Source organism: Sphingomonas sp. 22176, assembly GCF_052045505.1.
Classification (GTDB): domain Bacteria; phylum Pseudomonadota; class Alphaproteobacteria; order Sphingomonadales; family Sphingomonadaceae; genus Sphingomonas.
On sequence record NZ_JBQEPL010000010.1, the window covers coordinates 13,099 to 30,398 of the forward strand.

Here is a 17,300-nt window from a genome sequence, read left to right on the forward strand (position 1 = left end):
GTCAGCAATGCTGGCAGGTGGGATCGAGCAGATCGGCGAGCAGTGCGCCGGTCGGATCCCATTCGCCGATCGCCGGGTGGATCAGCAGCGCCTTGCGTGCGGCCAGCCGCTCGCCGGTAATCGCCGCTTCGATCGCGGCGCGCTCATAGGCCTTGATGCCATGGACCAGTCCGATCGCGGGATCGGGCAGCGGCGCGATCGGCAGCGGGGTGATGCTGTCGCGGGTGATCTGCGACGAGGTTTCGACGATCGAACGCTCGGGCAGATCGGGCAGGGCGCCGCGATTGCGGGTGTTGACCACGATCGTCGCCGGCACCGCGCCGGTAAGCGCGCTCATCACGTCGATCGCGATACGATGATAGCCGCTGGCGACGCGGAACGGATCGATGTCGAAGGTCGCTTCGGGATCGAAGGCGGAGCCGCCCTCGGCTTCCAGCTTCATATAGCTGCCCGAGCGGCGGTTGAGATAGGCGGCATAGGCGGCGATCGCGCCGGGGCCGTCATCGGCGCCCAGCCGGTCGCGCAGCGTGGCGATCAGCTCGACGTTCAACGCCTCGACTTCGGTGCCGCGGCTGGAGCCGTGCTTGCACTGGTTGGCCAGCGCGCGGCGGCGCTCATAATAGAAGAACAGATACTCGGTGGGGATCAGCCGCAGCGTGCGGATCATCGCCTTGTCGAACACCGGCGCGGTATAGAGCTTGTCGAGGATCGCATCGTCGGCCAGCACGCGATCGAACACATCTTCACCATGCAGCCGGATGCCGCGCACCCAGCCGAGATGGTTGAGCCCGACATAGTCGCACTCCACATCCGCCAGCGTCGCGCCGAGCGCATGGGCGATGTTGTGGAACAGCTCGGTTGGCGTGTCGCAGATGCCGACGACCTTGGCGTTGCTGTGATCGGCGATCGCCTGGGTGATCAGGCCCGCCGGATTGGTGAAGTTGACGATCCAGCCATCGGGGCTGAGCTTTTCGACCAGCCGCGCCTGCTCGATCGCGATCGGCACGGTGCGCATCGCCATGGCGGCGCCGGCCGGACCGGTGGTTTCCTGGCCGGGATAGCCATGTTCGATCGCGGTGCGCTCATCGGCGGCGCGGCCGGCAATGCCACCAACGCGGATCGAATTCATCACGAAGGCGGCGCCTTCGACGGCGTCTTCGATCGAGCTGGCTTCGCGGACGATCAGGGTGCCGCCTTCGGCCTTGACGATCGCGCGCCCCAGCGCAGCCATGATCGCCAGCCGATCGGCATCGGGATCCCACAGCACGAGTTCGCGTGCGCCCAGCGCCTCGGCCGCGTCGTTGACGCCGAAGGTGACGAGCGGCGTGCGGACACCGCCGCCGCCGATCAGGACGAGCTTGCGGTCAATAGAAACGGTCATGGGTACTCCGGAGTTCGTGTCGGTCGGGAATGGCGGCCAGCGCGCCGGGCTGGCGGGTGGAAAGCGAACCGGTGATGCAGCCGCGCTGTAGCCGCGTCTTGGAATCGGTGCCGTCGAGCAGCGCGTCGACGAAACCGGCGTCGAAGGCGTCGCCCGCGCCGGTGGCGTCGACCGCGTCGACCGGCGGCGGCGCGACGGCGACGGTGTGCCCGTCCTCCCGCGCAGCGGCACCGCGTACACCCAGCTTCACCATCGGATGAGCGATGCCGAGTGCTTCGGCAGCGTCGAAAAAGGCCTCGACGTCCGTGCTGCCGCACAGCAGCTCGGCTTCTTTCTCGTTCGGGATCAGATAGTCGACCGCGGCGAGCGTCGCCCGGTTCGCCGGATCGGCGAGCCATTCGGGCTGGTACCCCATGTCGAGCGAGGTGGTGATGCCGGCCGTCTTGAGTGCGGGCAGCACCTGTTCGGCCACGGCGCGCGGCACGGGCATGGCGAAATGGACATGGCGGGCCGAGAGCAACACCGCCAGCCCCTCGCCAGCCGCCAGCGCGCCGACATCGCGGTTCACGCCGATATGGGTGAAGAACGACCGGTCTTGCGCGGTCGACACGCTGATCGTGGTGCCGCTGGCGCCATTGCCGATGCGCAGCCCGTCCGGCGCGACGCCGTAGCGGGCCAGCCCGGCAGCGAACCAGTCGCGATCATCGGCGCCGACCAGCCCGACCAGCGCCACAGTCCGGTCCAGTCGGGCAAGGCCACAAGCGGTAGCCGCCGCGCCGCCGCCGACTTCCCGGGTATAGGCTTCGGTGGTCACTTCCTCTCCCGGCGCGGGCCAGCGGGTGAAGCCTGAAAAGACATGGTCGACGTAGATTTCGCCGATCACGGCGACGTCGAGATTGGGGGCAGGCATCAAAGGGTCTCCGTCGCCGGCGCGAACGGCCAGCGGTTGCGCGTCTTGGCCAGCAGCAGGAACATGGCCGAGCCCAGCACCACCATGGCGATGCCGGCGGCGATGTGGATCGGCTTGCTGGTGGTGACGATATACAGCCAACCGATCAGGGTGACGATCACCGGTACGGGATAGAGCGGCATGCGGAAGCCGGGCCGATTCTGGCGGCGCAGCATCACCACCGCGAAGCACTGCGCGGTATATTGGAACAGCGTCTGCACCACGATCAGCGCGGCGATCAGATTGTCGAGCGAGATGAAGCACGCCGCGGCGGAGGCGAGCCCCATGAACAGCAGCGAGAGCGTGGGGAAGCCGCCGCGCGGGTGCAGCTTGGCGAAGGGCGCGAAGAACTCGCCTTCCACCGCTGCCGCATAGGGCACGCGCGAATAGCCGAGCAGCACGACCAGCGCCGATCCCCAGCTGGCGATCAGGATCAGGACGGCGACGATGGTGCCGCCGAGCGGGCCGTAGAGCTTCTGCATGAAATCGGCGACCACGGCCTGCGAGCGCGCGGCTTCCTGCCAGGGCAATACCCCGAGGATGGCGAGGTTCAGCCCGATATAGAGCAGCGCAACGATGGGGATCGAGAGCAGCACGGCGCGGGGGATCGTTCGCTGCGGGTCGCGGACCTCGCCGCCCAGCATGCAGACATTGTTGTACCCGCCGTAATCATAGACGCCGATCAGCGTCGCCGCGCCAAGTCCCATCCAGAAGCCGTGGTTGAGCGTGAAGGCGCCCGGTGGAAAGGCAAAGGCGCGGGTCGCATCGAAATGCAGCGCACCCGAACAGATGATCCACAGGCACGCGCCGATCACGATGACACTGACCACCACGGAAAGCCGCTCGATCGAGCGCACGTCGCGCCACAGCAGCACCGTGTTCAGCAGGCAAAGCCCCGCCGCCATCGCCGCGATTTCCCAGCCGGTGAGCGACGGCCAGAGGTACGTCGCGTATTTCGCGAAGCCTACGGTGCCTGAGGCGATCGACATGGGCCCGGTCAGCAGCACCTGCCAAAGGTACAGAAAGCCGAACAGCCGGCCCAGCCGCTGCGGGCCGAAGGCTTCGCGAAGATAGTGAAACGAACCGCCTGAACGGGGCAACGCCGAACCCAGCTCGGCCCACACGAAGCCGTCGAACATGCACAACACGGCACCGAGCAGCCAGCCGAGCAGCGCCTGCGGGCCGCCCATCGCCGACAGCGCCAGCGGGATGGTGATGAACGGCCCGATGCCGATCATGTTGAGCAAGTTCGCCGAAATCGCGCCAGGTAGGCCCAGCAGCCGGCGCGGCGCTGCCGAAGGCGTAGCATCGGCAACGCTATGGGTCAGCGATGCCGGGCTCATGCCCGATTCCGCCACGAGGCTGTGTACGCTTCTGATGGCATCGACTTTCCCCACGGAACGATGCTCGCATTAGACGGTGCGTGTCAAAACAAAGTCAATATGGAATTTTCATTCCAAGCGCTAATATTGCAAACCAACCACCGCCAGCTATGGTGCGGGCAGGAGGATGGAATGGAGGACAGCATTACCGAACTGCCGACCAACGCCGAGGAACTGCGTGCGGCAATTCTGGCGCGCTACGATACGCTCAGCAAGCGGCTGCAACAGGTTGCGCGCTATGTCCTCGACCATCCCGAAGAGACGGCGCTCCAGACGCTGACGGTGGTGGCGGCGCGTTCGGATAGCCAGCCCTCCGCCATCGTGCGGTTTGCCAAGGCATTGGGCTTCAGCGGCGCGGGGCCGATGCAGAAGCTGCTGCGCGACAGCTTCCTCGCCCAGAACAATCCGCTGGGCTATGGCGAGCGGGTGCACCAGTTCACCGCTACGGTGAGCCAGTCGGTCTCCGATCACGGTGTCGGCGTGTTGATCGACGAGTTCACCGAAGGCGACATCAACGCGCTGCGCAACGTCCGCGACGTGATCGGCCATGAGGGGCTGGCGCATGCAGTTTCCTTGCTGGAACAAGCGAATATCGTCCATGTCGCGGGGATGCGCCGCGCCTTTCCGGTCGCCGCCTATTTCGCCTATGCCATTCCCCGCGCGGGCAAGCCGACGATTCTGCTCGATGGGGTGGGAGGGCTTTCGCAGCAGCAGTTCCGCGCGATCGGCGCAGGCGATGTGCTGATCGCCATCAGCTACCACGCCTATGCGCCGGAGACCGTCAACGCGGTCGAAACCGCCGTCGCGGCTGGCGCCAAGGTACTGGCGATCTCTGACAGCCAGCTGAGCCCAATCGCCAAGCTGGCCACTCAGACGCTGCTGGTGCGCGAGTCGGAAGTGCGCGGGTTCCGCTCTCTGGCGGCGTCGCTGTGCGTCGCCCAGGCGCTGGTCGTAGGGCTCGCCTATCGGCTGGAAGTGGCGCGCGAGACAGCCGTCGAGGATGCCGACCTGCCGTCCGAATAGCTGCACAGCGCCTCGGTCGAGGCTGGAATGCAACACCCTGAGCAAAAATATACAAAATGAAATTTGCAGATTGACATGAGATTGGCATTGTCATTCCATAACCAAAATGGAGCGCCGGCTTCTTCGGCGTAGCGGGAGTGGGAATGATGCGATCCGATCTGCGAGTGCGGTTGCTTGCCGGCACAGTATTGCTGGCCGGAATGCTGATCCTGCCGGACCTGGCTGCGGCGCAGACGGTCGAACAGGCATCCCCCAAGAAGGACGACTCGAATAGCAGCGCCGCCAACGACATCGTCGTCGTCGGAACCCGCTACGAGGCGACCAGCCTGCAGATGCGCTCCTCCAACACCACCAGCGTGCTGTCGGCCGACGACCTGAAGCATACGGCGGTGCACAACGTGGCGGAGGCGCTGGGCATGCTGCCGGGCATCAACGTGATGAACACCGGATCGGCCTTTGCCGGCGGCGTCGACGGCGCCTCCCGCGGCGAGGGCATGTTCGTCTCCGTTCGCGGCATGAATTCCGAATATAATCTCAACCTGATCAACGGCGTGAACGTCGCGCAGGGCAATCCCTATAGCCGCGGCGTGCAACTGAGCCTGTTGCCGCCGTCCGGCCTGCAGACGATCGTGCTCAACAAAACGTCGCAGCCCGACATGCTGGGCGATGCAATCGGTGGCACGATCGATTTCCGTACGCCGTCCGCCTTTGACTACGCGCAGACCACGCGCGGTTCGATCACGGTGGGCGGGCGTCTGGAAAGCCGGGCGCGGGCTTATGGCAAGGATGGGCTGGGCTATAACGTCGCGGGTGACTTCTCGACCAAGTTCGGCTCGGACCAGCAGTTCGGCTTCTATATCAGCGGCTTTTATGACATCCGCCATTACGCCAATAGCCTGGTGGGCGGTATCCAGGAATCGGGCTGCTGCGATAACGGCTATGACTTCGCGGTGCAGAATGCCGATGGCAGCAGCGCGGCTGGCCTGGATCCCGCATCGAACCTGATCTTGACTGGCGCCAATTACGGCATGTCCTCGGGATCGACCGAGCGGTATGGCGGCAATGCCAGCTTCGACTGGCGGCCGGGCGAGGATACGTCGATCTATGCCCGCGTTACCTATGCCCGCGCCGATACGGAACAGAACAGCGCGCTGACCCAGGTCGTCGCCACCAACAAGCAGGACGGATCGGCCGGCACTTCGCTCGGCAACGGTCTGTATGCGCCGGTGCTGAGCAATGTGCAGACGAAATTCTGGTATGAGACGAACCCGGCGCTCGCGACGCTGGGCACGGCGCAGTTGGGCGGCGATTTCAAGCGCGGTTCGCTGACGATCTCGCCCAACCTGTTCTACAGCTGGGGCAGCAACGAGCGGCCCGACCATATCGAAGTCGCCGGCCGCACGCTGGGCGATTCGGGCAGCGGCCTGGCCTATGGCGGCTCGACCTTGTTCGGGTACAACAACGGCTATCCGGTGCCGTTGCTGACGCCGGCGCTTTCCACGGCGCTCGGCAACATCTCCGCGATGAACGCGGCGGGCGGGGCGCCGGAATATACTACGCAGTCGAGCGAGCAGAAGAAGGGCGGGGCCAAGCTGGACCTGCACTATGACCTCGACGACAGTGTGCTGCAGTTCGTGAAGGTCGGCGCACGGTACGAGAAGAGCAAGCGGACCGTCACCAATCGCGACTACACCGTGCCGGGTTACGGCAATGCCAACACCTTCGGCGATCTGGGGATCATCTCCTCCAGCTATCCCAGCGTGTGGCCGGGCCGGTACAATTGGGGCGTGCCGGAGATCGACCAGACCAAGCTGTTCGCGCTGTTCAACCAGCTGGGCGGCGCCACCGACGCGACGAGCGACACCTGTGGCAGCAACCCGGTCAACAACTACAACTGCAACACGCAGAAGGCGACCGAGCAGGTCTATGCCACCTATGCGATGGCCAAGCTGAAGTTCAACGACGTCGATGTCATCCCCGGCGTGCGGTATGAGCACAGCCAGATCGACAACACCTACTGGGTGACGCCGACGCTGAACGGCGTGACGCAGACCGGCCATTTCGAAAGCAATGTCGCCAAGTTCGATGCGCTGCTGCCCAGCATTGCCGTCAACTATCGCCCGGCGGGCGCCGTGTACCGCGCATCGGTGTGGACCAGCTATGTGCGGCCGCCGTTTCTGCAGCTCGGCGGCGGATCGAGCACCAATGTCTCCGGCGGCGTGACCACCATCAATCAAGGCAATCCGGACCTGAAGGCGATCCGCGCGCTGAACCTGGATGCATCTGGCGAATGGGATTTCGGCAACGACACCCATGTGATGCTGGCGGGATTCTACAAGCATCTGCGCCACTATATTTATGACGCGGGCAGCAGCGCCGGTGTCGTGACCGGCACCAATCTGGGCGTAACCAGCGGCACGATCACCTATCGGCCCTCCAACGGCGGATCGGGCGACATCTATGGCATCGAATTCAGCGCGCGGCAGCGTTTCTCGGCGCTGCCCGGCCTGTTGAGCGGCTTCGGGATCGCGGGCAACGTCACCCGGCAATGGACCAAGGTCGACGTGCTGGGCGACGGCACCCGGATGGACCGCATGCAGAATGCACCCGACCTGCTCGCCAACGCCCAGCTCTTCTACGAAAAGGGCAAGATCGGGCTGGACCTGAACTATACCCATACGGGCAGCTACATCTCGGTGTACGACACGCTGGGCAAGGGTTCGACCTGGGACGATGTGTGGGTTCGGCCGATCAACCGCATCGACGTGCATGCCGGCTATGAAGTGAACAAGGCGCTGAAGCTGGACCTCTCCGTCTCCAACTTGTTCAATTCCTACAGCTATTGGGCGCATATCGGGAAGAACAGCCTGACCGTTTCGGACATCGTGAATTCCGGCTCGACCACCTTGCTGACCGCCACCTACAAGTTCTGAGGAAGACGGCATGACGACACGCCGCGATGTGCTGACCGCAGGATTGGCCATCGCGGCGACGGCTGCCGCCGGCGAGGTGCAGGCAGCGCCGACTGCCGCCGCTCACTCCGCGGACCCGGCCGCCCATGTCGATCCGTTCATCGGCACCGGCGGCCATGGCCATTGCTATCCGGGCGCTACCCGGCCGTTCGGCATGGTCCAGCTATCGCCCGATACGGACAATGCCCGCTGGGATGCCTGTTCGGGCTATCACCACGACGATGGCACGATGCTGGGATTTTCCCACACCCATCTGAGCGGGACGGGGGTGGGCGACCTGCTCGACCTATTGGTGGTGCCGCGCACCGGGCCGGTGGTGCTGGCGCCGGGATCCTTGGCCCATCCCGAAGGGAGCTACCGCCAGCGCTTTACCCATGACGATGAGCGCGCGGCGCCCGGCTATTATGCAGTGCGCCTCCCCGACAGCGGCATTGCGGCGGAGCTCACGGCGGGTGAGCGAATCGGCTGGCATCGCTATCGCTTTCCGGCTGCGGGGCATCTGCTGATCGACCTGGCGCATGGCGCGCGCGACGAGCCCGATCCGGCGAGCGAAGGCTATGATCCGCCGCGCCGCACCCCGGTGACCGATGCGTCGCTTCGGCTGATCGGCCACGACATGCTGGTCGGCAGTCGCCGCGTCCAGCAATGGGCGAACGGACGGGTCATCCACTTCGCCCTACGCCTGTCGCGACCCTTTGCCGAAGCGCAGCTGTTCAGCAATGATCGCCCCGTGGGCGGCGATGCGGTGGCCGGGGCCTCGCTGAAGGCGGCGCTGCTCTTCCCCGATGCGGCCGCAGCGCCGCTGGTGGCGAAGGTTGCGCTATCGGGCGTCGATGTCGAGGGCGCGATCCGCAACCTTGATGCCGAAGGCGGCGGCTGGGATTTCGATCGAGTGCAGGCCGATGCCCGGGCGGCGTGGACGGCGGCGCTGGGCCGGTTGCAGGTGGAAACCGACGATGCGGCGCAGGCACGCATCTTCCACACCGCCGCCTATCACGCGATGCTGGCGCCGACGCTGTTTTCGGACGTGGACGGGCGCTATCGCGGCATGGACACCGCGGTGCACACGCTGCCGGCGGGGCAGCATAATTACAGCACCTATTCGCTGTGGGACACCTATCGCGCGCTGCACCCGCTGCTGACGCTGGTCGCGCCGGAGCGCAATGCCGATCTGGTGCGCGGGCTGGCGCGGATGACGCTGGAGAGCCCCAACGGCCCGCCGGTGTGGCCGCTGCAAGGGATCGAGACGCATTGCATGATCGGCTGGCACTCGGCGGTGGTGATCGCCGAGGCGCTGGAAAAGGGCGTCACCGGCATCGATGTCGCCATGCTGTGGCCGCGCTTCCGCACACTGGCGTTCGACGAGACGGTGAAGGGCCTCGATCCCTATCGGCGGCTTGGCTACATCCCCAGCGACAAGGTGGCCGAAGCCGCCAGCAAGACGCTGGAATATGCGTATGACGATTGGGCCATGGCCCGGATCGCCGAGGCGGCGGGCGCGCACGACGATGCCGCCCGGCTGCGCGAACGCTCGCGCAACTATCGCCATTTGTTCGATGCGAAGACCGGCTTCATGCGGCCAAAGCTGGCCGACGAAAGTTGGGCAGAGCCGTTCGACCCGCGCGCGCTGGGCCACGATACCGCGCATTGGCGCGACTTTACCGAGTGCAATGCGTGGCAGGCGACGTTCCTCAACCAGCACGATGTCTATGGGCTGATCGATCTGTTCGGCGGCGACACGGCGTTCGAGGCGAAGCTGGATGCGCTGTTCGCCGCGGACAGCAGCCTGCCGGCCGGTGCCCCGCCGGATGTGAGCGGGATGGTGGGACAATATGCGCATGGCAACGAGCCGAGCCACCACATGGCCTATCTCTATGCCTACTGCGGCGCGCCGTGGAAGACGCAGGCCCGGGTGCGGATGTTGCTGGAAGGCCAGTATCGCGATGCGCCGGATGGGCTTTCGGGCAATGAGGATTGCGGGCAGATGAGCGCTTGGTACGTGCTGAGCGCGCTGGGCCTTTATCCGGTCGATCCGGTGACCGGCGTCTATGTGTTCGGCAGCCCGCTGCATGCCCGCGCCACGCTGACGCTGGGCGGCGGGCGGCGGCTGGTGATCGAGGCGCCGGGCGTGGGCGCCGATGCGCCCTATGTCCAGGAGGTGCGTTGGAACGGCAGGCCGTGGCGCAAGAGCTGGATGGGACATGCCGATCTGTCGCGCGGCGGTACGCTCAGCTTTCGCATGGGGAAGACGCCCAATCGCGAATTCGGCAAGGTGCCGGGCGATCGGCCGCCCTCATTCGGCCGGCTGGCGCACGCGTGACCCGCAGCGCGGCGCGTTCAGGGCTGTTCGACGCACCCCGATCGTGCCGAGCGCGCGGCGGCTTCGGCAAGTTCCAGCGCGGCAACCGCGTCGTGCGGGGTGATCGCGGGTACGGCGCCGTCCAGCACTGCAGCAAACTGGCCGATCTCCGCGCGATAGGCATCTGCATAGCGATCGAGGAAGAAATTCTGCAGCGTGGCGGCATGCTCGCCGCTCGCATCCCAGCGCTCCACCCTGTTTGCCGCGACATTGCCGACGCGGAGCATGCCAGCCGCGCCATAGGCTTCGATCCGCTGGTCATAGCCATAGCCGCTGCGCCGGCTGTTGCTGATGCTGCACAGCCGCCCATCGGCGCTGCGGAGCACGATGCGGGCGGTGTCGATGTCGCCGGCGGCACCGATCGCGGGATCAACCAGACAGGACCCGGCGGCGAACACCGTTTCCGGGCTGGCGCCCAGCAGCCAGCGTGCCATGTCGAAATCGTGGATCGCCATGTCGAGGAACAGCCCGCCCGAAGCGGCGATATAGTCGGCGGGCGGTGGCGCCGGATCATGGCTGGTGAGGTGCAGCGCCTCCAGCGGGCCGATTTCGCCCGCCCGGAGCCGGACATGAAGGCCGGCGAAGTGCGGATCGAAGCGGCGATTGAACCCGATCAGCACGTGCGCGCCCAGCTGGTTCAGCCGCACCGTCGCGTCCCGTGCCGTCGCCGTCACGCCCCCGAACGGCTTTTCGCACAGCACCGCCTTGCCTGCGTTCGCGGCAGCGAGGGTGAGCGGCACATGGCTGGGCGTTGCGCTGGCGACGATCACGCCGGCCACGTCGGGATCGGCAAGCGCCGCCTCCAGCGACGACGATATGGCGCCATGAACCGTGGCGAGCGCGGTCGCGGCAGCAGGATCGCAATCGACAATATGTTTCAGTCGCAAGCCCGGATGGGCGACGACGTTCGCGGCGTGGATGTGCCCGATCCGCCCGGCGCCGATCAGCGCGATTGCATGCATGCGGCCCTCCGTTATTGCCGGGCCCATTCCACAGCTTGCCGCCCGTCGGCAAGGGGCGGATGAGGATAGGGAGGGCGATGGAGGGCGGGGCGATGGCGCAGGCGGACCGGCTCGATTTCGTGGCGATCGGCCGCGCCGCGGTGGACCTGTATGGCGAACAGGTCGGCGGCCGGCTGGAGGATATGACCAGCTTCGCCAAATATGTCGGCGGCAGCCCCACCAATACGGCGATCGGTGGCACCCGGCTGGGGCTGAAGACCGCGCTGATCACCCGCGTCGGGGATGATCACATGGGGCGGTTTCTGCGCGAACAGCTGGATCGCGAAGGGGTCGAGACGTGCTCCGTCTCGACCGATCCGGATCGGCTGACCGCGTTGGTGCTTCTCGGCATCCGCGACGGCGAGCGCTTCCCGTTGCTGTTCTACCGCGAAAATTGCGCCGACATGGCGATCGACGAGGGTGATATCGATCCTACGCTGCTCGCCCGCGCCGGGGCGGTGGTGCTGAGCGGCACCCATCTCTCGCGGCCGGGCGTGTTCGCCGCGAGCATGAAGGCGGCGCGGCTGATGCGAGCCGGCGGTGGGCGGGTGATCCTCGACATCGATTATCGCCCGGTGCTGTGGGGCGCGGCGACGCCGGGCATGGGCGAGCAGCGCTTCGTCGCGGATCGCGCCGTCACCGCCAAGCTGCAGCAGATCCTGCCGCTCGTCGATCTCGTTGTCGGCACGCAGGAGGAAGTGCACATCCTGGGCGGCAGCGAGGACGATCTTGCAGCGTTGCACGGCATTCGCGCGCACACCGATGCACCGATCGTCGTCAAGCGCAGCGCCGAGGGCTGCACCGTGTTCGATGGCGACATTCCCGATCGGATCGAGGATGGCCGCGCGGTGGCCGGCTTTCCGGTGGAGGTGTTCAACGTGCTGGGCGCGGGCGATGCGTTCATGGCCGGTTTGCTGCGGGGCTGGTTGCGCGGGGAGCCGCTGGAGACGGCGTGCCGCTGGGGCAATGCGTGCGGCGCGCTGGTCGTCTCGCGCCACGGCTGCGCGCCGGCGATGCCCAGCTGGCGCGAGCTGCAGCATTTTCTGGGCCGCACCGATATTCCCTATCGGCTGCGCACCGATGTCGCACTGGAACGGGTGCACTGGTCGGTCGAGCGCACTGGACGTCACGAGTCGCTGGTGGTGCTGGCGGTGGATCACCGCACCCATTTCCGCACGCTGGCGGCGCGCACCGGGGCCAAGCCCGATCGGATCGCGGCGTTCAAGGCGCTGGTGCTGCGGGCAACCGACCAGCTGGCCCAAGGCGATCGCGACTTCGGCATCCTGCTGGATGGCGAAGACGGTGTCCGCGCGCTGGAGGCGACGGCGGCGCTGCCCTATTGGGTCGGGCGCCCGATCGAAGTGCCCGGATCGCGCCCGGTGACGTTCGAAGGCGGCGCCGAAGTGGCGGTGACGCTGCGCGAATGGCCAGCACCGCAGGTGGTGAAATGCCTGGTCTATTATCGCATGGACGATCCGTCCGCGGTGCGTGTCGCGCAGGACCAGGCGCTGCTCGCGCTGTTCCAGGCCTGTCGGGCGACGCGGCACCCGCTGCTGATCGAAGTGATCGTTTCCGCCCATGGCGCAGTCGACACGCGCACCACCGCGGCAGTGCTGGAGCATCTGTACACCATCGGCGTCGTGCCCGATTGGTGGAAGCTCGAGCCCGACGGAGACCCCGCGACCTGGGCCGCCATTGCGGCGGTGATCGAGCGCTACGATCCCGATTGCGAAGGGGTGCTGCTGCTCGGCCTGTCGGAAACGCCGGCGCGGCTGGTTGAACGGTTTGCGGCGGCGGCGCGCTTTCCGGTGGTGAAGGGCTTTGCGGTCGGCCGGACGATCTGGCACGATGCCGCCGAGCGATGGTTTACAGGATCGATCAGCGACAATGCGGCGGTGGAGCAAATCGCGGCGAACTTCCAGGCGCTGGTAGCGGCGTGGAGGATGGCGCGGCGGGACTAGGCGAAACCGTGCGCTGCACTGCTGCCCAGGCGCTGGTGCGCTGGATGGCGGCGCAGGTCAGCCTGGTCGACGGCGTGGAGATGCCCTATTTCGGCGGCGTCTGGGCGATCTTCGGCCATGGCAATGTCGCCGGGATGGGCGCGGCACTGGCCGAAGTTGAGGCGGTGTTGCCCACCTTTCGTGCGCATAGCGAGCAAGGGATGGCGCATGCCGCGATCGCCTTCGCCAAGGCCCATCGGCGCGAGCGGGCGATGGCCTGCACCACCTCGATCGGGCCGGGCGCGACCAATCTGGTGACGGCGGCGGCCGTGGCGCACGCCAATCGCCTGCCGATCCTGTTGCTGCCCGGCGATGTTTTCGCGAGTCGGCGGCCCGATCCGGTGCTGCAACAGATCGAGGCGTTTCACGACGCCACCGTTTCCGCCAATGACTGCCTGCGCCCGGTCTCGCGACTGTTCGACCGGATCACCCGGCCCGAGCAGCTGATCGATGCGCTGCCCCGAGCGATGGCGGTGCTGACCGATCCGGCGCAGTGCGGGCCGGTGACGATCGCCCTGTGCCAGGACGTGCAGGCCGAGGCGTGGGAGTATCCGGCGTCGCTGTTCCGCAAACGGGTTTGGCGCCGCCGCCGGCCGGTGCCGGATGCGCAGGAACTGGCAGAACTGGTCGCGCGCATCCGGGCTGCGCGGGCGCCGCTGATCGTGGCGGGGGGCGGGGTGCTGTATGCCCGCGGCGAAGCGGCGCTGGCCGCGCTGGCCGAAGCGACCGGAATTCCGGTGGCGGAGACGCAGGCGGGCAAGGGGGCCTTGGCCTGGGACCATCCGCAGGCGCTGGGCGCGATCGGCGTTACCGGCAGCGATCCGGCCAATCGCGCGGCGGCGGAAGCGGACCTCATCCTGGGCATCGGCACCCGCTTGCAGGACTTTACCACCGGATCGCGCCGGCTGTTTTCCCCGCAGGTGGTGCTGGCGCAGGTGAATGTGGCGGCGTACGACTCGGCGAAGCAGGATGCGCTGCCGGTGTTAGGCGATGCGGGCATAACGCTGGAATCGCTGGCGGAGGCGCTGGCAGATTGGCGAGTAGCACCGGACTGGGCAGCGACGGGTTGCGACCGGGTCGCCGCCTGGAATCGCGATTGGCACACGGCGACGGTGCCGAACAATGCGCTGCCGTCGGATGCGCAGGTGATCGGTGCGCTGTGGCCGACTTTGCCGGACGACGCGGTGGTGCTGTGCGCCGCCGGGGGGCTGCCGGGCGAGTTGCACAAGCTGTGGCGCGTTCGGGTGCCGGGCGGATACCATGCCGAATATGGCTTTTCCTGCATGGGGTATGAAATTGCCGGCGGTCTGGGCGCGAAGCTGGCGATGCCGGAGCGCGAGGTGATCGTGATGGTCGGCGATGGCAGCTATCTGATGCTCAATTCCGAACTCGCGACATCGGTGGCAATGGGGCTCAAGCTGATCGTCGTGCTGCTCGACAATGGCGGCTTTGGCTGCATCCACCGGCTGCAACAGGCGACGGGCGGGCGGCCGTTCAAAAATCTGCGGGGGCCGGCGCCCGCGATCGATTTCGTCGCCCATGCCCGCAGCCTGGGCGCGCACGCCGAAGCGGTGGAACTGCGCGCATTGGGTGCGGCGGTTGCGCGCGCCCGGGCGGCGGATCGCAGTAGCGTGCTCGTCCTGCGCACCGATCCCGATCGGGCGAGCACGATCGGCGGCCATTGGTGGGACGTCCCGGCGCCGGAACGCGGGGAATGATCCGCATTGGCGTCAGCCCGATCGCCTGGGCCAATGACGACATGCCGGAGCTATGCGCTCCCATCTCGCTGGAGCAGTTGCTCGGCGAGGCGGCCGCGATCGGGTTCGAGGGGATCGAACTGGGCAACCTTTTCCCGCGCGATGCCGCGTTGCTGGCGCCGCTGCTGCGCGAGCAGGGGCTGGCGCTGATCGGCGGTTGGTATGGCGGGGATCTGTTGCGTCGCGATGCGGCGGCAGAGATCGCGGCCATTACGCCGCATCTCGATCTGCTGGAAGCCTGCGGGGCATCGGTGGTGGTGTTCGCCGAAACGGGCAGCGCGGTGCATGGTGACCGCCGTTCCCGGCTCGACGCGCCACCGCAATTGGCGGGGGACGATTGGCGGGTGCTGGGCGCGCGGCTGGACGCGGTGGCAGCGGCGGTTGCCGATCGCGGGCTGCAGTTCGCCTATCACCACCATCTGGGCACCGTGATCGAGACCGCTGAGGATCTGCAGCGGCTGCTGGACGCGACGAGCGAGGGGGTGGGGCTGACGCTGGATACCGGCCATGCGGCCTATGGCGGCATCGATTCACTGGAAGTGGTGACGCGATATCGCGGCCGGATCGCGCATGTGCACTGCAAGGATATCCGTCGTGCCCGCTACGTCGAAACCCGCGAGCGGGGCCGCAGCTTCCTCGATGGCGTCGTGGCCGGGATGTTCGCCGCGCCCGGTACCGGAGACTTGGACTTTGCGCCGCTTGTCGCAGCATTGGTCGAAAGCGGCTATGCTGGCTGGATCGTGGTGGAGGCCGAGCAGGATCCTGCGCGTGCCGCCCCCGCCGAACATGCGAAAATGGGCTTCGATCATCTCAGGCAGAAGTTGCGTTGTTGATCGCGCTCGACCGTGCTGCGCGACGCGGAAGAACTGGCGTGGTAGCGCGAACGCATCACCGTGCTGGCGCATGCCGCTGCCGCAGGATGGCGACAGTCGCTGGACAGGTCGATGGGCCGTACCTAGAGGGCACGCCCCTTTTCACACGGAGAACACGCCCATGAACAATGCCGATCTCGCCGACCGCGTTTCCGAAGCGCAAGGCCTCACCAAGGCCGACGCGCGCAAGCTGGTCGACGGCATTTTCGCCGCCATCACCGAGGCCGCAGCTGCTGGGGAAGAAGTGTCGCTGAACGGCTTCGGCAAGTTCAAGGTCAAGGAAAGCGCCGCGCGTGAGGGCCGTAACCCTTCGACCGGCGCGGCGATCCAGATCGCAGCGTCGAAGAAGCTCGCCTTCACGCCCGCCAAGGCCGTGAAGGACAAGCTCAACGGCTGATGGATATGCGGTCGTCCGCGCCTTTCTGGAGGCGCGGGCACCGACATTCCGATTACTCTTGGCTTCGGGCCGGCCTATCGATCCAAAGAAACGTCGCCTGAAATTCGAATGGCAGTTCAAGCAACGGTTGACTTGCGAACAATCAACCGCGGCTCCAGGCGCGATATTTGGGGTGCCGCGCCGGACCCGGTGCTGAGATCAAGAACACGTTTCGCCGCCATATCCCCCAGCCGATGACTGCTCTGGTCAACGGAGGTCAGCGGTACCCGCAGATACTCGGCGTACCGAAGATTGCCGCAGCCGATAAAGGCAATATCCTGGGGAATGCGCAGACCGGCCTGCATCGCGGCGTCCATGGCGCCGATGGCGGAGAGATCATTGTAGCAGAAGACGGCGTCCGGCGGTTCGCGCAAGGACAGCAACTCCTGCATGGCATGGTAGCCGGTGGCATCGCCGCTTTCTTCAAAGCCGTCGCGCATCACGATATAGGCTTCGGGAAGGTCGATACCCGCCGCGGCCAGCGCGCGTTGGAAGCCTTTGAGCCGGTCCGCCGTCGGACTGATGCCACGCCCGCCGATATGGGCGATCCGTCTGCGGCCGATGCCAACCAGATGGCGCGCCGCCAGTTCGCCGACCATGAGGTCGTTGGTGCCGACGAAATCAATCGGCAAGGTGGGGAAATGGCGATCGACGAGGAGAACGGGCGTGGTGGTTTCCGCCAGCGCCGGGGAGGGATGCAGCGCCGGGCGGCACGATGCCACCAGCAACACGTCGACGCCGCGCGCCAGCAAGGTTTTGATTTCCTGTTCTTCGATCTCCGGATCTTCTTCGGACGAGGCCAGAACCAGAACCAGGCCCTCCGAACGCAGCGCCCCGGCCAACGATCGGGCGAATTCGCCGAAGAAGGGATGGATGAGATCCGGCACGACCAATCCGATCGCCTGGGAACGTCCCCCAGCCAGCGCGCGCGCCAGCATATTGGGCTGATAGTTCAGCTCGCGCATCCGCTTGAGCACGCGCTCGCGGGTTTTGTCGCTGATATCGGTCTGGCCGCGCAAGACCTTCGAAACGGTAACTGTCGAAACGCCGAGATCGCGGGCTATGTCTTTGAGCGTGACCGCCATCGGGGGAGCTTTTCAACTGCGTTGCACCGGATGATTCGTCTATGCGCACACTCCCCCAACGGCGTCCAGATAGGGGGCGGGGC

General features: G+C 66.4%; 12 protein-coding genes. 7 read left to right on the forward strand and 5 right to left on the reverse strand.

From position 1 onward, the window contains the following. Position 1 precedes the first annotated feature (1 nt). From ACTJKY_RS20180 to ACTJKY_RS20190, 3 genes are read right to left on the reverse strand one after another with little or no spacing between them, the layout of a single operon-like run. Complete coding sequence (locus ACTJKY_RS20180; RefSeq protein ID WP_440847880.1) at positions 2–1,381, reverse strand: family 4 glycosyl hydrolase; 1,380 nt, start codon at positions 1,379–1,381, stop codon at positions 2–4. Beyond that, positions 1,365–2,291, reverse strand: coding sequence for a carbohydrate kinase family protein (locus ACTJKY_RS20185; RefSeq protein ID WP_440847881.1), 927 nt, complete (start codon positions 2,289–2,291; stop codon positions 1,365–1,367). The genes ACTJKY_RS20180 and ACTJKY_RS20185 overlap by 17 nt, the downstream gene beginning before the upstream one ends. After that, positions 2,291–3,673 (reverse strand): APC family permease, encoded by a 1,383-nt coding sequence (locus tag ACTJKY_RS20190; protein WP_440847882.1) that lies wholly within the window; start codon positions 3,671–3,673, stop codon positions 2,291–2,293. Before ACTJKY_RS20190 ends, ACTJKY_RS20185 begins: the two co-directional genes overlap by 1 nt. A gap of 171 nt (positions 3,674–3,844) precedes the next feature. Between ACTJKY_RS20190 and ACTJKY_RS20195 the strand changes: the two genes are divergently transcribed. From ACTJKY_RS20195 to ACTJKY_RS20205, 3 genes are all read left to right on the forward strand, one after another. Next, a complete protein-coding gene (locus ACTJKY_RS20195; RefSeq protein ID WP_440847883.1) occupies positions 3,845–4,735 on the forward strand; it encodes a MurR/RpiR family transcriptional regulator in 891 nt (296 codons plus the stop codon). Between the two features lie 143 nt (positions 4,736–4,878). Continuing rightward, positions 4,879–7,668 (forward strand): TonB-dependent receptor, encoded by a 2,790-nt coding sequence (locus tag ACTJKY_RS20200; RefSeq protein WP_440847884.1) that lies wholly within the window; start codon positions 4,879–4,881, stop codon positions 7,666–7,668. Positions 7,669–7,678: 10 nt separating this feature from the next. Then, on the forward strand, positions 7,679–10,027 hold the full coding sequence (locus tag ACTJKY_RS20205) for a GH92 family glycosyl hydrolase (RefSeq protein WP_440847885.1): 2,349 nt from the start codon (positions 7,679–7,681) through the stop codon (positions 10,025–10,027). Between the two features lie 17 nt (positions 10,028–10,044). On the opposite strand, the gene iolG is transcribed toward ACTJKY_RS20205, so the two are convergent. After that, complete coding sequence (iolG, locus tag ACTJKY_RS20210) at positions 10,045–11,028, reverse strand: inositol 2-dehydrogenase (RefSeq protein WP_440847886.1); 984 nt, start codon at positions 11,026–11,028, stop codon at positions 10,045–10,047. Positions 11,029–11,087: 59 nt separating this feature from the next. Here iolG and ACTJKY_RS20215 point away from each other — a divergent pair, with 59 nt between their 5' ends. The 4 genes from ACTJKY_RS20215 (at position 11,088) to ACTJKY_RS20230 (ending at position 16,093) form a co-directional block, all read left to right on the forward strand. Beyond that, on the forward strand, positions 11,088–13,028 hold the full coding sequence (locus tag ACTJKY_RS20215; RefSeq protein WP_440847887.1) for a bifunctional 5-dehydro-2-deoxygluconokinase/5-dehydro-2-deoxyphosphogluconate aldolase: 1,941 nt from the start codon (positions 11,088–11,090) through the stop codon (positions 13,026–13,028). Between the two features lie 8 nt (positions 13,029–13,036). Continuing rightward, on the forward strand, positions 13,037–14,785 hold the full coding sequence (gene iolD, locus ACTJKY_RS20220) for a 3D-(3,5/4)-trihydroxycyclohexane-1,2-dione acylhydrolase (decyclizing) (protein ID WP_440847888.1): 1,749 nt from the start codon (positions 13,037–13,039) through the stop codon (positions 14,783–14,785). Beyond that, positions 14,782–15,657 (forward strand): myo-inosose-2 dehydratase, encoded by an 876-nt coding sequence (iolE, locus tag ACTJKY_RS20225; RefSeq protein WP_440847889.1) that lies wholly within the window; start codon positions 14,782–14,784, stop codon positions 15,655–15,657. The genes iolD and iolE overlap by 4 nt, the downstream gene beginning before the upstream one ends. Positions 15,658–15,817: 160 nt before the next feature. Further along, on the forward strand, positions 15,818–16,093 hold the full coding sequence (locus ACTJKY_RS20230; RefSeq protein WP_440847890.1) for an HU family DNA-binding protein: 276 nt from the start codon (positions 15,818–15,820) through the stop codon (positions 16,091–16,093). A 116-nt stretch (positions 16,094–16,209) separates the two neighbouring features. Here ACTJKY_RS20230 and ACTJKY_RS20235 read toward each other — a convergent pair whose 3' ends face one another. Then, complete coding sequence (locus ACTJKY_RS20235) at positions 16,210–17,217, reverse strand: LacI family DNA-binding transcriptional regulator (protein ID WP_440847891.1); 1,008 nt, start codon at positions 17,215–17,217, stop codon at positions 16,210–16,212. Positions 17,218–17,300: the final 83 nt, after the last annotated feature.

Excerpts from the sequence above, each read along its gene's own strand:
- ACTJKY_RS20200 (WP_440847884.1), top strand. The coding sequence starts at position 4,879 with ATGATGCGATCCGATCTGCGAGTGCGGTTGCTTGCCGGCACAGTATTG.
- iolG (WP_440847886.1), bottom strand. The coding sequence starts at position 11,028 with ATGCATGCAATCGCGCTGATCGGCGCCGGGCGGATCGGGCACATCCAC.
- ACTJKY_RS20190 (WP_440847882.1), bottom strand. The coding sequence starts at position 3,673 with ATGAGCCCGGCATCGCTGACCCATAGCGTTGCCGATGCTACGCCTTCG.
- ACTJKY_RS20185 (WP_440847881.1), bottom strand. The coding sequence starts at position 2,291 with ATGCCTGCCCCCAATCTCGACGTCGCCGTGATCGGCGAAATCTACGTC.
- ACTJKY_RS20230 (WP_440847890.1), top strand. The coding sequence starts at position 15,818 with ATGAACAATGCCGATCTCGCCGACCGCGTTTCCGAAGCGCAAGGCCTC.
- ACTJKY_RS20235 (WP_440847891.1), bottom strand. The coding sequence starts at position 17,217 with ATGGCGGTCACGCTCAAAGACATAGCCCGCGATCTCGGCGTTTCGACA.
- ACTJKY_RS20215 (WP_440847887.1), top strand. The coding sequence starts at position 11,088 with ATGAGGATAGGGAGGGCGATGGAGGGCGGGGCGATGGCGCAGGCGGAC.
- ACTJKY_RS20205 (WP_440847885.1), top strand. The coding sequence starts at position 7,679 with ATGACGACACGCCGCGATGTGCTGACCGCAGGATTGGCCATCGCGGCG.
- ACTJKY_RS20195 (WP_440847883.1), top strand. The coding sequence starts at position 3,845 with ATGGAGGACAGCATTACCGAACTGCCGACCAACGCCGAGGAACTGCGT.
- iolE (WP_440847889.1), top strand. The coding sequence starts at position 14,782 with ATGATCCGCATTGGCGTCAGCCCGATCGCCTGGGCCAATGACGACATG.
- ACTJKY_RS20180 (WP_440847880.1), bottom strand. The coding sequence starts at position 1,381 with ATGACCGTTTCTATTGACCGCAAGCTCGTCCTGATCGGCGGCGGCGGT.